Annotated in this window: 12 protein-coding genes; 10 read left to right on the top strand and 2 right to left on the bottom strand. The window is 69.8% G+C overall.

What is annotated here, in order from left to right:
• Window positions 1-192: 192 nt before the first annotated feature.
• Window positions 193-1,623: a CCA tRNA nucleotidyltransferase gene (locus ACSHV8_RS41290; RefSeq protein WP_436525133.1), complete on the bottom strand. Its 1,431-nt coding sequence runs from the start codon at window positions 1,621-1,623 to the stop codon at window positions 193-195.
• 94 nt (window positions 1,624-1,717) lie between these two features.
• On the opposite strand from ACSHV8_RS41290, the gene ACSHV8_RS41285 reads away from it, so the two are divergent.
• From ACSHV8_RS41285 to ACSHV8_RS41250, 8 genes are all read left to right on the top strand, one after another.
• A complete protein-coding gene (locus ACSHV8_RS41285; RefSeq protein ID WP_436525131.1) occupies window positions 1,718-2,605 on the top strand; it encodes a hypothetical protein in 888 nt (295 codons plus the stop codon).
• A gap of 60 nt (window positions 2,606-2,665) precedes the next feature.
• Complete coding sequence (gene murJ, locus ACSHV8_RS41280; RefSeq protein WP_436525129.1) at window positions 2,666-4,426, top strand: murein biosynthesis integral membrane protein MurJ; 1,761 nt, start codon at window positions 2,666-2,668, stop codon at window positions 4,424-4,426.
• A gap of 208 nt (window positions 4,427-4,634) precedes the next feature.
• Window positions 4,635-6,188 carry a protein kinase family protein gene (locus ACSHV8_RS41275; protein ID WP_436525127.1) on the top strand — a complete coding sequence of 518 codons (1,554 nt, stop codon included), beginning with the start codon at window positions 4,635-4,637 and terminating at the stop codon, window positions 6,186-6,188.
• A 148-nt stretch (window positions 6,189-6,336) separates the two neighbouring features.
• A complete protein-coding gene (gene sigM, locus ACSHV8_RS41270; protein WP_436525125.1) occupies window positions 6,337-7,050 on the top strand; it encodes an RNA polymerase sigma factor SigM in 714 nt (237 codons plus the stop codon).
• Window positions 7,047-7,946 carry a hypothetical protein gene (locus ACSHV8_RS41265; protein ID WP_436525123.1) on the top strand — a complete coding sequence of 300 codons (900 nt, stop codon included), beginning with the start codon at window positions 7,047-7,049 and terminating at the stop codon, window positions 7,944-7,946. The genes sigM and ACSHV8_RS41265 overlap by 4 nt, the downstream gene beginning before the upstream one ends.
• A gap of 104 nt (window positions 7,947-8,050) precedes the next feature.
• Window positions 8,051-9,010: a thioredoxin-disulfide reductase gene (trxB, locus tag ACSHV8_RS41260; RefSeq protein ID WP_436525121.1), complete on the top strand. Its 960-nt coding sequence runs from the start codon at window positions 8,051-8,053 to the stop codon at window positions 9,008-9,010.
• 16 nt (window positions 9,011-9,026) lie between these two features.
• Entirely contained in the window at window positions 9,027-9,344 is a 318-nt protein-coding gene (gene trxA, locus ACSHV8_RS41255; RefSeq protein WP_436525119.1) for a thioredoxin, read from the top strand.
• A 103-nt stretch (window positions 9,345-9,447) separates the two neighbouring features.
• The gene (locus ACSHV8_RS41250) at window positions 9,448-10,599 is read left to right on the top strand and encodes an N-acetylmuramoyl-L-alanine amidase (protein WP_436525117.1); all 1,152 of its coding nucleotides are present in this window, start codon (window positions 9,448-9,450) and stop codon (window positions 10,597-10,599) included.
• A 67-nt stretch (window positions 10,600-10,666) separates the two neighbouring features.
• On the opposite strand, the gene ACSHV8_RS41245 is transcribed toward ACSHV8_RS41250, so the two are convergent.
• Window positions 10,667-11,317: a GNAT family N-acetyltransferase gene (locus ACSHV8_RS41245; RefSeq protein ID WP_436525115.1), complete on the bottom strand. Its 651-nt coding sequence runs from the start codon at window positions 11,315-11,317 to the stop codon at window positions 10,667-10,669.
• A gap of 323 nt (window positions 11,318-11,640) precedes the next feature.
• On the opposite strand from ACSHV8_RS41245, the gene ACSHV8_RS41240 reads away from it, so the two are divergent.
• Both ACSHV8_RS41240 and ACSHV8_RS41235 read left to right on the top strand, forming a co-directional pair.
• Entirely contained in the window at window positions 11,641-12,939 is a 1,299-nt protein-coding gene (locus tag ACSHV8_RS41240; protein ID WP_436525113.1) for a PLP-dependent aminotransferase family protein, read from the top strand.
• On the top strand, window positions 12,936-13,901 hold the full coding sequence (locus ACSHV8_RS41235; protein ID WP_436525111.1) for a D-alanine--D-alanine ligase family protein: 966 nt from the start codon (window positions 12,936-12,938) through the stop codon (window positions 13,899-13,901). Before ACSHV8_RS41240 ends, ACSHV8_RS41235 begins: the two co-directional genes overlap by 4 nt.
• The last annotated feature ends 137 nt before the right edge of the window (window positions 13,902-14,038 follow it).

Raw genomic sequence — 14,038 nt, 5'->3', positions numbered from 1 at the left:
ACGTGCAGAAGTGCAGGTTAGGAGCGATATGAGCCGACCGTATCCACCGTTCAGGCGGATCGAATTCAGTCTCGGCCGAGCGCGATTCGCACCATTCATGCGTTGAATTCGGCCGATTCCACGACGCGTGACCGATTAGAGCAAAAAGCGCGATCACGGTACGTGATCCGACTCTCGCTCTCGATAAGACGCCTAGGCGATGTGGCCCTGCTCGCGGGCCCACTTGAACAGCTCGGCCTCGGCCTCGTCGCGGTCCAGCGGCCCCCGGTCGAGGCGCATCTCCTTCAGGTATCGCCAGGCCTGGCCGACGACCGGGCCCGGCGGCACCCCGAGCAGCTCCATGATCGCGTTACCGTCCAGGTCGGGCCGGACCTTGGCCAGGTCTTCCTCGGCCGCGATCCGGGCGATCCGCTCTTCGAGCATGTCGTAGTCGGTGGCCAGTGCGGACGCCTTGCGCCGGTTGCGGGTGGTCACGTCCGAGCGGGTCAGCTTGTGCAGGCGGGACAGCAGCGGGCCGGCGTCGGTCACGTACCGCCGCACCGCGGAGTCGGTCCACTCGCCGCGGCCGTAGCCGTAGAACCGCAGGTGCAGGGCGACCAGCCCGACCACGTCGGTGGTGACGTCCTTCGGGTACTTCAGGGCCTTCATCCGCTGCTTGGTGAGCCGCGCGCCGACCACCTCGTGGTGGTGGAAGCTGACCCGGCCGTCGCGGCCGACCGCCTTGGTGGCCGGCTTGCCGACGTCGTGCATCAACGCGGCCATCCGCAGCACGAAGTCGGGCCCCTCCTCGCCTTCGAGCCGCATCGCGTTCATCACGACGATGAGCGTGTGCTCGTAGACGTCCTTGTGCTGGGCGTGCTCGTCGATCTCCAGCTTCAGCCCGGCGATCTCGGGCAGGAACTGGTCGGCCAGCCCGGTGTCGACGAGCAGCCGCAGGCCGGCGATCGGGTCGGCCCCGCAGAGCAGCTTGGTGAACTCGTCCCGGATCCGTTCCGCGGTGATCCGCTCCAGATCAGCGGCCATGTCGCGCATCGCCGTGATGACCGATTCGTCCACTGCGAAACGGAGCTTTGCCACGAATCGGGCAGCACGCAGCATCCGAAGTGGATCATCGCCGAACGATGCCTGCGGGGTGGCCGGAGTCCGGATCACCTGCGCGGCCAGGTCGGCCAGGCCCCCGAACGGATCGGTGAAATCGTGCCCGGGCAGCGACACGGCCATCGCGTTGATCGTGAAGTCGCGGCGGGACAGGTCCTCCACCAGCGACGTGCCGTACGACACCACCGGGTTGCGGGTGACCCCGTCGTACGCCTCGGCGCGGAACGTGGTGATCTCGATCCGCAGGCCGTTCTTCTGGATGCCGATCGTGCCGAACTCACGCCCGGTCTCCCAGATCGCGTCCGCCCAGTCGCGCACCAGGTCGAGCGTCTGCTCGGGCCGGGCGTCGGTGCAGAAGTCGAGGTCGTCACCGAGGCGACCGAGCAGCGCATCCCGCACCGAGCCACCCACCAGGTGCAACTCGTGGCCGGCGGCGCCGAAGCGGCGCCCCAGCTCGTCGGCTACCGGGGACACGCGGAGCAACTCGGCTACCGCGTTCTGCTGGGCGTTATTCAACACAGACATGGGGTTACCAGGGTATCGGGCCGTGGGCCCGCCTCGGGGCGGCGGGTCCGTTGGTGGGACCGTGGCGTGGTCGTCGCGAAACGCGGCGGGCAGGATGGGACACGTGCCCCTTTCTGAGGCGCTGCGCCGGCTGAGCCTGGATCCCGGGTTCTGGGCGGGCGAGTTCAGCGATGCCGAGTTCCTCCCCGACCTGCTCCGGGTGTCCTTCCCGATCGTGGACGGGTATGCCCTGATCCTCGAGATCGAGGTGCCCTCCGGCGAGCGCACGCTCGGACTGCGCCGGCCGGCCGCCAGCGAACCGATCCAGCTGGGCTGGGCGCCCGCCCGCGGACCCTTCCCGGCGTCGCTGCGCTGGTGGGAGCTGGAGACGTGCGCCCGGGTGATCGCCCTGGCCGATCCCACGCTGCCGCATCCGGGGCTGGTGATCGCGCTGCTGTCGCCGTTCGCGCCGGCCACCGCCGACGACGACGGGCCGACCGTGGCCGCGGTGCGCGAGGCGGCGTACCGGTCGTTGCGCCGCGAGGTGCCGCCGCCCGCGCCCTCCGGGCCCGAGCAGGCGCCGCTGCCACTGTTCACCGACGACCGCTGGTGGCCGGCGCCACCGTCGCCGTCGCCGCAGGTGCTGAGCGAGGCCGCGATCGCCGACCTCAGCTTCCCGGCCCAGGCGATGGACCAGGTCCGCGCGGACAAACGGTTTCCCCACGAAGACCTCAACGATGTGGTACGTCGGGCCAACGCCCGCCTGGAACAGCTGCCCGACCAGGACTGTTATGCCGTGACCGGCCCGCTGGCCCGGCGGATCGCCGGCGACGGCGACCTGACCGCGCTGCCCGATCTGGTGATCGCGCTGACCGAGGCCGGCTGCGACCACCCGACCGTTCTGGATGCGCTCAGTGAGCCTCTCGTACCGCTGGAGGCATGCTGGGTCGTCGAGACCCTGGCCGGGGTCGAACCGGGCACTCTCCTGCGTCACCACGTGTGACGCCGGGGCGGTTCCGTCTTCTATGGTGACTCCAACATCGGTACGGCTCGGGAGGCAAGGGTGAACGGCGGCCTGTACCGCAGCACGCATGCGACGCCGGGCGGTGACCCGCACGCGGAGGACGGCGTGACCGTCGTCTCGGTCGACGACCAGCTGTCCACGGCCGGTGGCGACCAGGCGTTGCCCCCGGAGCACGTCCCGGCCGACGGCGACGAGGGTGGCAGCACGACCGGGCAGAGCGCCATCATGGCGATCGGCAGCCTGGTCAGCCGGGTCATCGGATTCGTCCGGAACGCGCTGATCGGCATGGCGCTGGGCGCCGGTGTCGGCGACGCGTACACGAGCGCCCAGTTCCTGCCCAACCAGATCTACGAGCTGCTGCTCGGCGGCATCCTCTCCAGCGTGCTGATCCCGCTGCTGGTGCGGCGGCGCAAGGCCGACCCGGACGGCGGGCAGGCGTTCACCCAGAAACTGCTCACCTTCGCGGTGGTCAGTCTCGGCCTGGCCGCCCTGCTGGTGGTCGCGGCGGCCCCGGTGATCACCGCGATCCAGGCCAGCTCGGCCAACAGCGCGGCCTACAAGGACCTGGTCACCCACTTCGCGTACCTGATCCTGCCGATCATCTTCTTCACCGGCGTCTCCGCGCTGATCGGCGCGGTGCTGAACGTGCGCGGGCACTTCGCCGCCCCGATGTGGGCGCCGATCCTGAACAACCTCGTGGTGATCGCCACCGCCGGCGTGTTCCTGCTCATGTTCGGCCGCGGCGACCTCACCGTCGACAACATCTCGGCCGGGCAGATCGCGCTCATCGGCGGCGGCACCCTGCTCGGCATGGTGGTGCAGGCGCTCGGCCTGCTGCCGGCGCTGCGCAAGGTCGGCTTCCGCTGGAAGTTCAGCTGGGACCCGCGCTCGCTCGGCCTCGGCGAGATCGGCCGGCTGGCCGGCTGGATGCTCTGCTACGTCGCGGCCAACCAGGTCGCCGTCTTCGTCATGGTCAAGATCCTGAACCGGGTGGCCGGCAAGGGCAGCGCCAGCGTCCTGGCCTTCAACAACGTCTTCCTGCTGACCATGATGGCGCACGGCATCATCGGCGTGTCGGTGATGACCGCGCTGCTGCCGAAGATGAGCGCGGCCGCCGCCGAGGGCCGGTTCGCCGACGTCAGCGCCGACCTGACCCGCGGCATCAAGCTCACCGTGGCCGCGCTCGCGCCGATCTCGGTGGTCTACGCCGTGCTCGGCGTGCCGATCTCGGTGATGCTCTTCGAGGGCGGCAACTACACCCACGCCGAGGCGCTGGACACCGGCGTGGTCCTGACCGTCGCCGCGTTCGCCGTCATCCCGCTGTCGGTCAGCTACCTCTGTACGTACGCCTTCTATTCACTGCAGGGCAACAAGACCGTCGCGCTGATCAACCTGCCGGTGGTCGTCGTCCGGATCGCCGCGTACCTGATTCTCGGCGCCGTGCTGAGCAAGTCGCTGCTGGCCGCCGGGATGACCGCCGCCAACGCGATCTCGTACGTGGTCTCGGCGCTGGTCTCGCTGGCCGTGCTGCGCCGCAAGGTGGGCCGGCTCAACCTGGGCTCGGTGGCGATGTCGCTGCTCCGGGTCGCGATCGCCGCGGCCGTGGCCGGCGTGCTCGGCTACGTGGTAGTACACATGCTGCCGGGCGCCGGTGAGCCGGACGGCCGGATCCAGTCGCTGATCCAGCTCGTGGTCGGTGGCGCGGTGATCCTGATCGCCTATCTGATCGGCGCGACGCTGCTGCGGGTTCAGGAGATCAGCCAGGTCGTCGGCATGGTGCGCCGCAAGATCGGTCGGTAGAACTCGGGGCAGTCCGCCGGACCTGCCCTGAACTGGACTGGTTCAACCGGACTGCCCGGAAAACCACCCGTTCGTACAAGGCCGCACCGATGCCGCGCCGGGGGACGACCTGCCGGAGCATGGCCGAGTACGGGTATGGTCGTTGTCGGCATGTGCTCGGGAGCACCTTGCCCCGAGCACCACGGCATGCACCACCGAGGGAGGACTGGTGACCCAGGTCGGCGAAGGCCATGAGACCACGGCCGACGAGGGCGGACCGGTCTTGACCTTCGGTGAGCCCACCGCCGGTGAGATCCTCGCCGAGCGCTATCAGCTCGAACAGCACGTCAACAACGACAGTGCTGGTCGGCAGGTCTGGCGCGGGATCGACGTGGTGCTGCGGCGGCCGGTCGCGGTCGTTCTCCGGCACCCCGGCGGCGACTCCGCCACCGAGATGCTGCAGGCCGCGGTCGCGGCAAGCCGCGTTATCCACCCCAATCTGGTCGGCGTCTACGACGCCATCGACGAACAACAGCGGGCGTACGTGGTTCGCGAGTGGGTCGACGGCGAGTCGCTGCGCGATCTGGTCGGCGCCGAGGGCCCGCTGGACCCGGCCCGGGCGATCGCGATCGCGCACTCGGTCGCCGACGCCCTGGCCGCCGTGCACGCGACCGGGATGATCCACGGCAACGTGCACCCCGGCACCACGCTCATCGGCGACGACGGGCGGGTCGTGCTGGCCGACGCCCGGGCCGACGCGGCCGACAGTCCCGAGGCCGATGTCCGCGCGGTCGGTGGCCTTCTCTACTTCGCGCTGACCGGCCACTGGCCGCACGCCGAGGTCGGCCGCTCCGCGCTGCCCGACGCGATGCGTGACAGTTCCGGCACTCCGGCCGGTCCGCGGCAGGTCCGGGCCGGTGTCCCGGCCTATCTCGACGACCTGACCATGGATCTGCTCGACCGCCGGGTGGCCGCGCCGTCCGCCGAGGCGCTCACGGCCGAGCTCAGCCGGCTGGATGCCGCGTCCGAGGACGAGGAGTTCGAGGATGTCGGCCCGCTGCGCTTCACGCAGGCCGGCGGCGCCCCGAGCGAGCCCGGCCGCAGCGCGCGGAAGATCCTGATCGGCGTCGGCGCCCTGGTCGTCATCGCGGTCGTCGGCCTGGTCTTCGGCATCCGCGCGATCAACAACTCCAGCAAGCCGGACGCCTCGGCCTCCACGCCGGCGCAGGCCGACGCGGGCGGTCAGCCGACGGACGCCGGCACGGCCAGCAACGCTCCGCTCGGCAACCCGCAGCCGATCGCGCTGACCCCGGACATGGTCCGCATCGTCGACCCGCCGGAAGGCGATCGCGACGACACCGGCGAGTCGAAGTATGTGGTCGACGGTAACCCGGACACGTCCTGGAAGCTCTCCTGGTACAAGCAGGCCAACTTCGGCGGCCGCAAGGCCGGGATGGGCGTCCTGATCCACCTGCCGGAGGCGCGGGCGCTGTCCGACGTGCGGGTCTCGCTCTCCGCTCCCGGCGCGGTCATCGACCTGCGGGTCGGCACCAAGGACCCGGGCGACAGCAAGAGCGGCGACAAGCAGATCGTCGACACCTACACCAAGCTCAGCGACGCCGACGGCGCCGACGCGAACACCGGCGACAAGCAGATCCTGAACGGCTTCGACCCGGACACGAAGTACCAGTTCGTGCTGGTCTTCCTCACCAAGCTGCCGCGCAACGAGGACACCCCGGGTTACCAGGTCAACGTCAACGACATTCAGCTGTACGGCTACTGATCGACCCTGATCCACGAGGAAGGGCCCGACCGCGCAGGTCGGGCCCTTTCGTCGTTCCGCGGCCTGCTCAGATCGATTTCAGCTGATCGTTATCCGGCTGCGTCCACCGGTCCCACGGGATCAGGACCCGATGGCTTAGTTTGTTGGCGTGGCTTTCCGGGACGTGACGCCCGGCGAAACCGGCCCGGGCGACGCCCCACCGAGTGACGCCGCGCTGGTGCACGCCCATGTGGCCGGTGATCCCGAGGCGTTCGGTGAGCTGGTCCGCCGGCACCGGGACCGGCTCTGGGCGGTCGCCCTGCGCACCATCGGGGACCGCGAGGAGGCCGCCGACGCCGTGCAGGACGCGCTGCTCTCGGCGCACCGCGCGGCCGCCAACTTCCGTGGCGACTCGGCCGTCACCACCTGGCTGCACCGGATCGTCGTGAACGCCTGCCTGGACCGGATCCGCCGTCGCCAGGCGCACCCCACGGTCCCGCTGCCCGACGGCAACCGCTCCGACGACGATCGGCCGGGCATCCCGGAGCCGGTCGCGCCCGCCCCCGACCACGACGCCGCGCTGCTCGTGCGGGACGCCCTGGCCGCCCTGCCGGTCGAGCAGCGGGCCGCGATCGTGCTGGTCGACGTGCAGGGGTTCGGGGTGGCCGAGGCGGCCCAGATGCTCGGGATCGCCGAAGGCACGGTGAAGAGCCGCTGTGCCCGTGGGCGGGCCCGGATGGCCCTGGCGCTGCGGGAGCTGCGTGGCGCCCCGAGTGACTCGGGGCACGATGGGAACCGGACCGGTGGCGGTGACGTCCCATCCAGGTCGGGCGGCACGGTCACGTCGCCGCCGGCCGGGCGTGAACGGAGGGAACAACGGTGACGGGCGCCGAGTTCCACGGGGTCGACATCGACCTGCTGGCCGACTATGTCGGTGGCGCCCTGGACGGCACCCCCGAGGCGGAACGGGTGGCCGCGCTGGTCGCCCAGGATCCGGGCTGGCAGGAGGCGTATGCGCTGCTCGTGCCCGAGATGGCCACGGTCGGGGCGCTGCTCGGCGACCTGCCGGTGGAGGCCATGCCGGACGACGTGGTGGCGCGGCTGGACGCGGCGCTGGCCCGGGAGGCCGCCGTTTCCCCGAGGGCCGCTGATGCCGTACGCGAATCGGCCGAGCCGGAGACGAGCGGTGCTGACGCCGTACCGCAAATTGTTGTCGGTCTTGATGAGCGGCGCCGCAAGCGCGGCAACAGCCGCTGGGTCCGCATGGCCGCGCCGATCGGCATCGCCGCGGGCGTCGTCGGCGTCGTGGGCTACGGACTTTTCGGGCCGAGCGACTCGGCGTCGGACAGCGGCGCGTCCACGACCTCGGGCGAGAAGGCCGCCGAGGCTCCGGCCGCGTTGCCGCCGGTGACCGCCAGCGGCCTCGACTACACACTCGGCACCCTGGGCCAGGCCGTGAGCAGCGCCACCGCCGACACGATGGCCTCGCCGCCGAGCCAGAACGCGCAGACGTATGTTGCCGGGGCCGCGGGGGAGGGCGGGCCGCTGGATCGGCTGCGCCTCCCGCAGGCGCTGCTGGACTGCCTGGACGCGATCGCGCAGGAGAACGGTGGCGGCCCGCTGGCCGCCTCGTCGGTGGACTACGCGCGTTTCGACGGCAAACCGGCGCTCGTGGTGCGGTTCACCGCGGCCAACGGCGAGTGGGCCTGGGCCAGCGGCGCCGACTGCGGATTGCCCGGTGGCGGCGCGGACACCCTGGGTTCGTCCCCGGTACGCTGAGCAGCACCCCCGGCGTGAGGTCGGACACGAGCCGGACCGGGGGGAATGGTGAATGCCTAGCATGGCGTTCTATCGGCGTGGACACAAACCTTGAGGAGTCGGCAGTGGACGAGGTCCGCAATCTGATCATCATCGGTTCCGGGCCGTCCGGCTACACGGCGGCTCTGTATGCCGCGCGTGCGGAGCTCAAGCCCCTGGTGATCGAGGGCGTGCAGTCCGGCGGTGCGCTGATGACGACCACCGAGGTGGAGAACTTCCCCGGTCACCGCGACGGGATCATGGGCCCCGAGCTCATGGACAACATGCGCGCTCAGGCCGAGAAGTTCGGCGCCGAGTTCATCACCGACGACGTCAGCCGCGTCGAGCTCACGGACAAGCCCACCGAGGCCGGCGCCGAGGGCCTGAAGACGGTCTGGGTCGGTGACACCAAGTACTTCGCCCGCGCGGTGATCCTGGCGACGGGCTCGGCCTGGCGCCCGATCGGCGTGCCCGGCGAGCAGGAGCTGCTCGGCCACGGCGTGTCGGCCTGTGCCACCTGTGACGGCTTCTTCTTCCGCAACCAGCACATCGTGGTGGTCGGCGGCGGCGACTCGGCGATGGAGGAGGCGACCTTCCTCACCCGGTTCGCCGAGACCGTGACCATCGTGCACCGGCGGGACAGCTTCCGGGCCAGCAAGGTCATGCAGAAGCGCGCGTTCGACAACGAGAAGATCAAGGTCGAGTGGAACTCCGTGGTCGAGGAGGTCATCGGCGTCGACGGCAAGGTCTCCGGCGTCCGATTGAAGAACGTGGTTTCTGGGGAAACCAAGGTTCTCGACGTGACCGGCGTGTTCGTGGCGATCGGTCACGACCCGCGCAGCGAGCTCTTCAAGGGCCAGGTCGAGCTGGACGACGAGGGCTACGTGAAGGTCGACGCGCCCAGCACCCGGACCAACATCCCGGGCGTCTTCGCCTCCGGTGACCTGGTCGACCACACGTACCGGCAGGCCATCACCGCGTCCGGCACCGGTTGTGCCGCCGCGCTGGACGCCGAGCGCTTCATCGCTTCATTCGTCGAGCTGTAAGACCAGGAGGGTCCTCGTGAAGGTCGTCACCGACAAGTCATTCGCCGTCGACGTGCTGGAGTCCGACAAGCCAGTGCTTGTGGACTTCTGGGCCGAGTGGTGCGTGCCCTGCAAGAAGGTCGACCCGCTGCTGGCCGAGATCGCCAACTCGGAGCTGGGGGAGCAGGTGGAGATCGTCAAGGTGAACATCGACGAGAACCCGCAGACCGCTCTGGCCTATCAGGTGATGTCGGTGCCGACCCTGGCCCTCTTCAAGGGTGGCGAACGGGTGAATTCGGTGGCCGGTGCCAAGCCCAAGAGTTTCCTGGTCAACTTCATCGAGTCGGCGCTCTGATCGTTTTCTGAAGCCCCGCGTCCCGGTACGGACGCGGGGCTCCCTTTTGTCAGCCGGAGTACGCTCCGGGAGGTCGTCCCATCTCGCCCCTAGGGAGTCGTGAGTGCGGTCCATCCGACGCGGAGACACCGGCCCTGCCGTTTCCGAGATCCGGTCGATTCTGGTCAGCCTGGAGCTGCTCACCGATCCGGAGCCGGACCTCTTCGACGAGAGACTGGAGAACGCCGTACGGGCGTTCCAGCAGAGTCGTGGCCTCGGTGTGGACGGCATGGTCGGCGACGAGACGTGGCGCGCGCTGGACGGCGCGCGCTGGCGGCTCGGCTCGCGCATGCTCTTCCACTCCGTGCCGGACGCGCTGACCGGGGAGGACGTGCGCTCCCTGCAGGAGCGGATGCTGGAGATGGGGTACGACTCCGGTCGCCCCGACTCCATCTACGGCGCGCGCACAGCCCGGGCGGTCGCCCAGTTCCAGCGCGAGGTCGGCCTGACCCCGGACGGGTCGTTCGGACCGCAGACCATGAAGGCGCTGCGCCGACTCGGCCGCAAGGTCGTCGGCGGGCGCCCGCAGTGGCTGCGCGAGGCCGAGGCGTTCCGGCAGTCCGGGCCGAACCTGGTGGGCAAGACCATCGTGATCGATCCTGGTCACGGCGGTGGCGACGACGCCGGGGTCGTGGTGCCCGACGGGCCGCTGCGCTGGACCGAGGCCGACCTCGTCTTCGACCTGGCCGCCCGGCTGGAAGGCCGGCTGGCCGCGGCCGGCATGCGCGTGCACCTCACCCGGGGCCCGCAGCCGGCCGAGGCGATGAGCGGGGCCGAGCGGGCCGCCCTGGCCAACAGCCTCGGCGCCGACCTGCTGATCTCGCTGCACCTGGACGGGCAGGAGTCGGCCGCCGCCGAGGGTGTGGCGACGTACCACTACGGGACCGGGAGCGGGCTCAGCTCGACCGTTGGGGAGCGGCTGGCCAACCTGGTGCAGCGCGAGATCGTGGTGCGGACCGGGATGCACGACTGCCGCACCCACGCGAAGACCTGGGATCTGCTGCGGCTCACCCGGATGCCGACGGTGCGGGTGGACCTGGGCTACCTGACGTCGCCGGCCGACCGGGAACGGTTGATCAACCCGATGTTCCGGGAACAGATCGTCGAGGCGATCCTGGCCGCCGTGCAGCGGATGTACTTCCCGGTCGAACGGGACGTGCCGACCGGATCGATCGACGTGCGGCAGCTGCGGATGGCGTTGGCCGACCGTACGTAGGCAATCGTTTTTTGATCTTGCTTTTCTTGGCTTTTCTTTCGGACCTTTGGTTGCTCCCGGACCGCGGCTAGTTCTCGATCGAGCTGGTCGCGGGCATCGGGCGGAGAAGCTTCTCCGGGCTCATCGAGCCGAGAAGCTTCTCCAGCGCATATTCGACATCCGACTTCCAGGACAGCGCGGTGCGCAGTTCCAGTCGCAGCCGCGGGTAACGCGGATGCGGGCGGACCGTCTTGAATCCGACCGACAGGAAGAAGTCGACGGGCGCGACACAGGCGCCCTCCTTCTCCTCATCCGGCTTGGCGTCACCGAACGCCTCGATCGCCTTCACCCCGCGCTTGGTCAGATCGCGGGCGACACCCTGCACGAGCATCCGGCCCAGGCCGCCACCGGCGAACGCGGGCACCACGTTGGCCGTGGTCAGCAGGGCGGCGTCGGCGCTGACCGGGGAGGTCGGGAACGCCATCGAACGCGGGACGTAGGCGGGCGGCGCATACATGACGAAGCCCGCCGGCATGCCGTCGACGTAGGCCAGCTTGCCGCAGGAACCCCACTCCAGGAGCGTCTGGGAGACCCAGGCCTCCTTCTCCAGGCCCGGATCACCGGAAGCGCACGCACGCTCCGCGGAGACCGGATCCAGCTCCCAGTACACGCATTGGCGGCAAGGCCGGGGCAAGTCCTCGAGGGTGTCGAGGGTGAGATTGACCAGGCGTCGCGACATGCGGACCCCCTGCGCTGGCGGACGGACCGGAACCGGCGCTAGCCGCGCCCCCGAAATCGTACGTCGCAATAACCATGAACGGGAGCAGGTCGGGCAATGGTGGACTCCACCTCGATGGAATTGGCGTTCAGTGGTGGTGCTTCCGGCGTTTAGGCTGTCTGCAGTTCACTTTCTGGGCTTCGTCTTCAGGGCCTCGTTTTCGGACTTCGTTTCGAGGCTCGTCGTTGGGCTTCGCTTCGGGGCTCGTCGTTGGGGGCTTCGTTTCGGGGCTCGTCGTCGGAGGCTCCGTTTCGGGGCTTCGTCTTTCGAGGGGTGAGATCCGCATGACCGGTACTACTCAGGACGACTACACCGATCGTTACGCGCGACGGGTGCGCGGGATGACCACGTCCGAGATCCGCGCGCTGTTCGCCGTGGCCAGCCGGCCCGAAGTGGTGTCGCTGGCCGGCGGTTCGCCGTACATCGCCGCGCTGCCGCTCGACGCGGTCGGCGAGATGCTCAACCGGCTCGGCTCCGAGCAGGGAGCCACCAGCCTTCAGTACGGAATCGGTCAGGGCACGATCGAGCTGCGCGAGCAGATCTGCGAGGTGATGAGCCTGTCCGGCATCACCGGTGCGTCCCCCGACGACGTGGTCGTCACCGTCGGCGGGCAGCAGGCCCTCGACCTCCTGGCCCGGCTGTTCCTGGACCCGGGCGACGTGGTGCTCGCCGAGGGGCCGACCTACGTCGGCGCACTCGGCGTCCTCCAGGCCGCCCAGGCACAGGTGCGGCACGTGGCAATGGACGAGGACGGGCTGATCCCGGCCGCGCTGGAAGAGGCCATCGCCGCGAACCCGCGGGCGAAATTCCTCTACACGATCCCGACGTTCCAGAACCCGGCCGGCGTGACCCTCTCCGAGGCGCGGCGCGAGGAGATCCTCGACATCTGCGAGCGCGCCGGGCTGCTGGTCGTCGAGGACGATCCGTACGGGATGCTGTCCTTCGAAGGTGACGCGCCGCGCCCGCTGCGGGCTCGCCGCCGGGACGGGGTCTTCTACTGCAGCACGTTCTCCAAGACGTTCGCGCCCGGACTGCGCGTCGGCTGGATCCTCGCACCGCACGCCGTCCGCGAGAAGCTCGTCATGATGAGCGAGGCCAACGTGCTCTGCCCGAGCGCCTTCGCCCAGGGCGCGGTCACGCAGTACCTGACGACGATGCCGTGGCGCGAGCAGATCAAGGTGTACCGGGAGATCTACCGCGAGCGGCGGGACGCGCTGCTGAGCGCGCTCACCGATCTGATGCCGGCCGGCACGACCTGGACCCGACCGTCCGGTGGCCTGTTCGTGTGGGCAACCCTGCCCGAGGGACTCGACTCCAAGGCGATGATGCCGCGGGCGATCGCGGCCCGGGTCGCGTACGTGCCCGGAACCGGCTTCTACGCCGACGGGACCGGACGGGGGAACATGCGCCTCAACTTCTCCTTCTCGGCGCCGGAGCGGCTGCGTGAGGGCGTGCGACGCCTGTCCGGGGTGATGGAACAGGAACTGGCGATGCGCGCGGTCTTCGGCGAATCCGGCAACATCACCGCCCAGCGCCGGCGCGGTCCGGCCGCCGCCGATGCACCCGGGCCGGACTTGGCATGATCAACCGTATGGAGTTGCGGGTTCTGGTTCTGGCCGGTGGGCTTTCGTACGAGCGGGACGTCTCGCTGCGGTCCGGTCGGCGGGTCCTCGACGCGTTGAAATCCGCCGGGATCGAGGCCGAGCTGCATGACGCCGACGTGTCGCTGCTGCCGGCGCTACAGGCCGATCCGCCCGACGCGGTGGTGATCGCACTGCACGGGGCCACCGGGGAAGACGGGTCGCTTCGAGGCGTGCTCGATCTGTGCGGGGTGCCCTACGTCGGGGCCGACGCGCGGGCGGCTCGGCTCGCCTGGGACAAGCCGTCGGCCAAAGCGCGACTGCGGGAAGCCGGCATACCCACGCCGGACTGGGTGGCGTTGCCACACGACCGATTCTCGGAACTCGGTGCCGTGGCCGTACTGGATCGGATCGTTTCTCGCCTTGGACTGCCGCTGATGGTCAAGCCGGCGCAAGGGGGATCGGGGCTCGGTGCGGCCGTCGTCCGGGAAGCGGCGGATCTGCCGGCCGCGATGGTGGGGTGCTTTGCGTACGACTCGACGGCGCTCGTCGAGCAGTACGTGGGAGGGACCAGCCTGGCCGTTTCGATCATCGACCTGGGGACCGGGCCGTCGGCGCTTCCGATCGTGGAGATCGTGCCGCGGGACGGGGTGTACGACTATGCGGCCCGATACACGGCTGGGTTGACGACCTGGCATGTGCCGGCCCGGCTGTCGCCGGAGATCTCGGGTCGAGTGGTAGAAGTGGCGCTGGACGCGTACAAGGCGCTCGGGTTGCGGGACCTGTCCCGGATCGACGTGATCGTTTCGGAAGATGGGGAACCGCAGGTTCTTGGGTGCAACGTGTCGCCCGGGTTGACGGAGACCTCGCTGCTTCCGTTGGCGGTGCAGGCGGCCGGGGTGGACCTTGGGGCGGTGCTTGGGGCTTTGGTGGAGCGAGCTGTGGGGCGGGCCGGGCGGGGGTAGTCGGCCGGCTTTTCGGATTCGCATTTTGCGGGCGCGACCTTCTTGGGGTCGCGCCCGTTATGTTCTTCGCGCGGGCGGCGGGTTTGGGTGGGCGGTGGCTTGCGGGGTTGCGTCGCCTAGTTGGATCTCGTGGTTCG

The sequence above is a fragment of the Actinoplanes sp. HUAS TT8 genome (assembly GCF_051380535.1).
Classification (GTDB): Bacteria; Actinomycetota; Actinomycetes; order Mycobacteriales; family Micromonosporaceae; genus Actinoplanes.
This window is presented reverse-complemented; position numbering and strand designations above follow the sequence as displayed.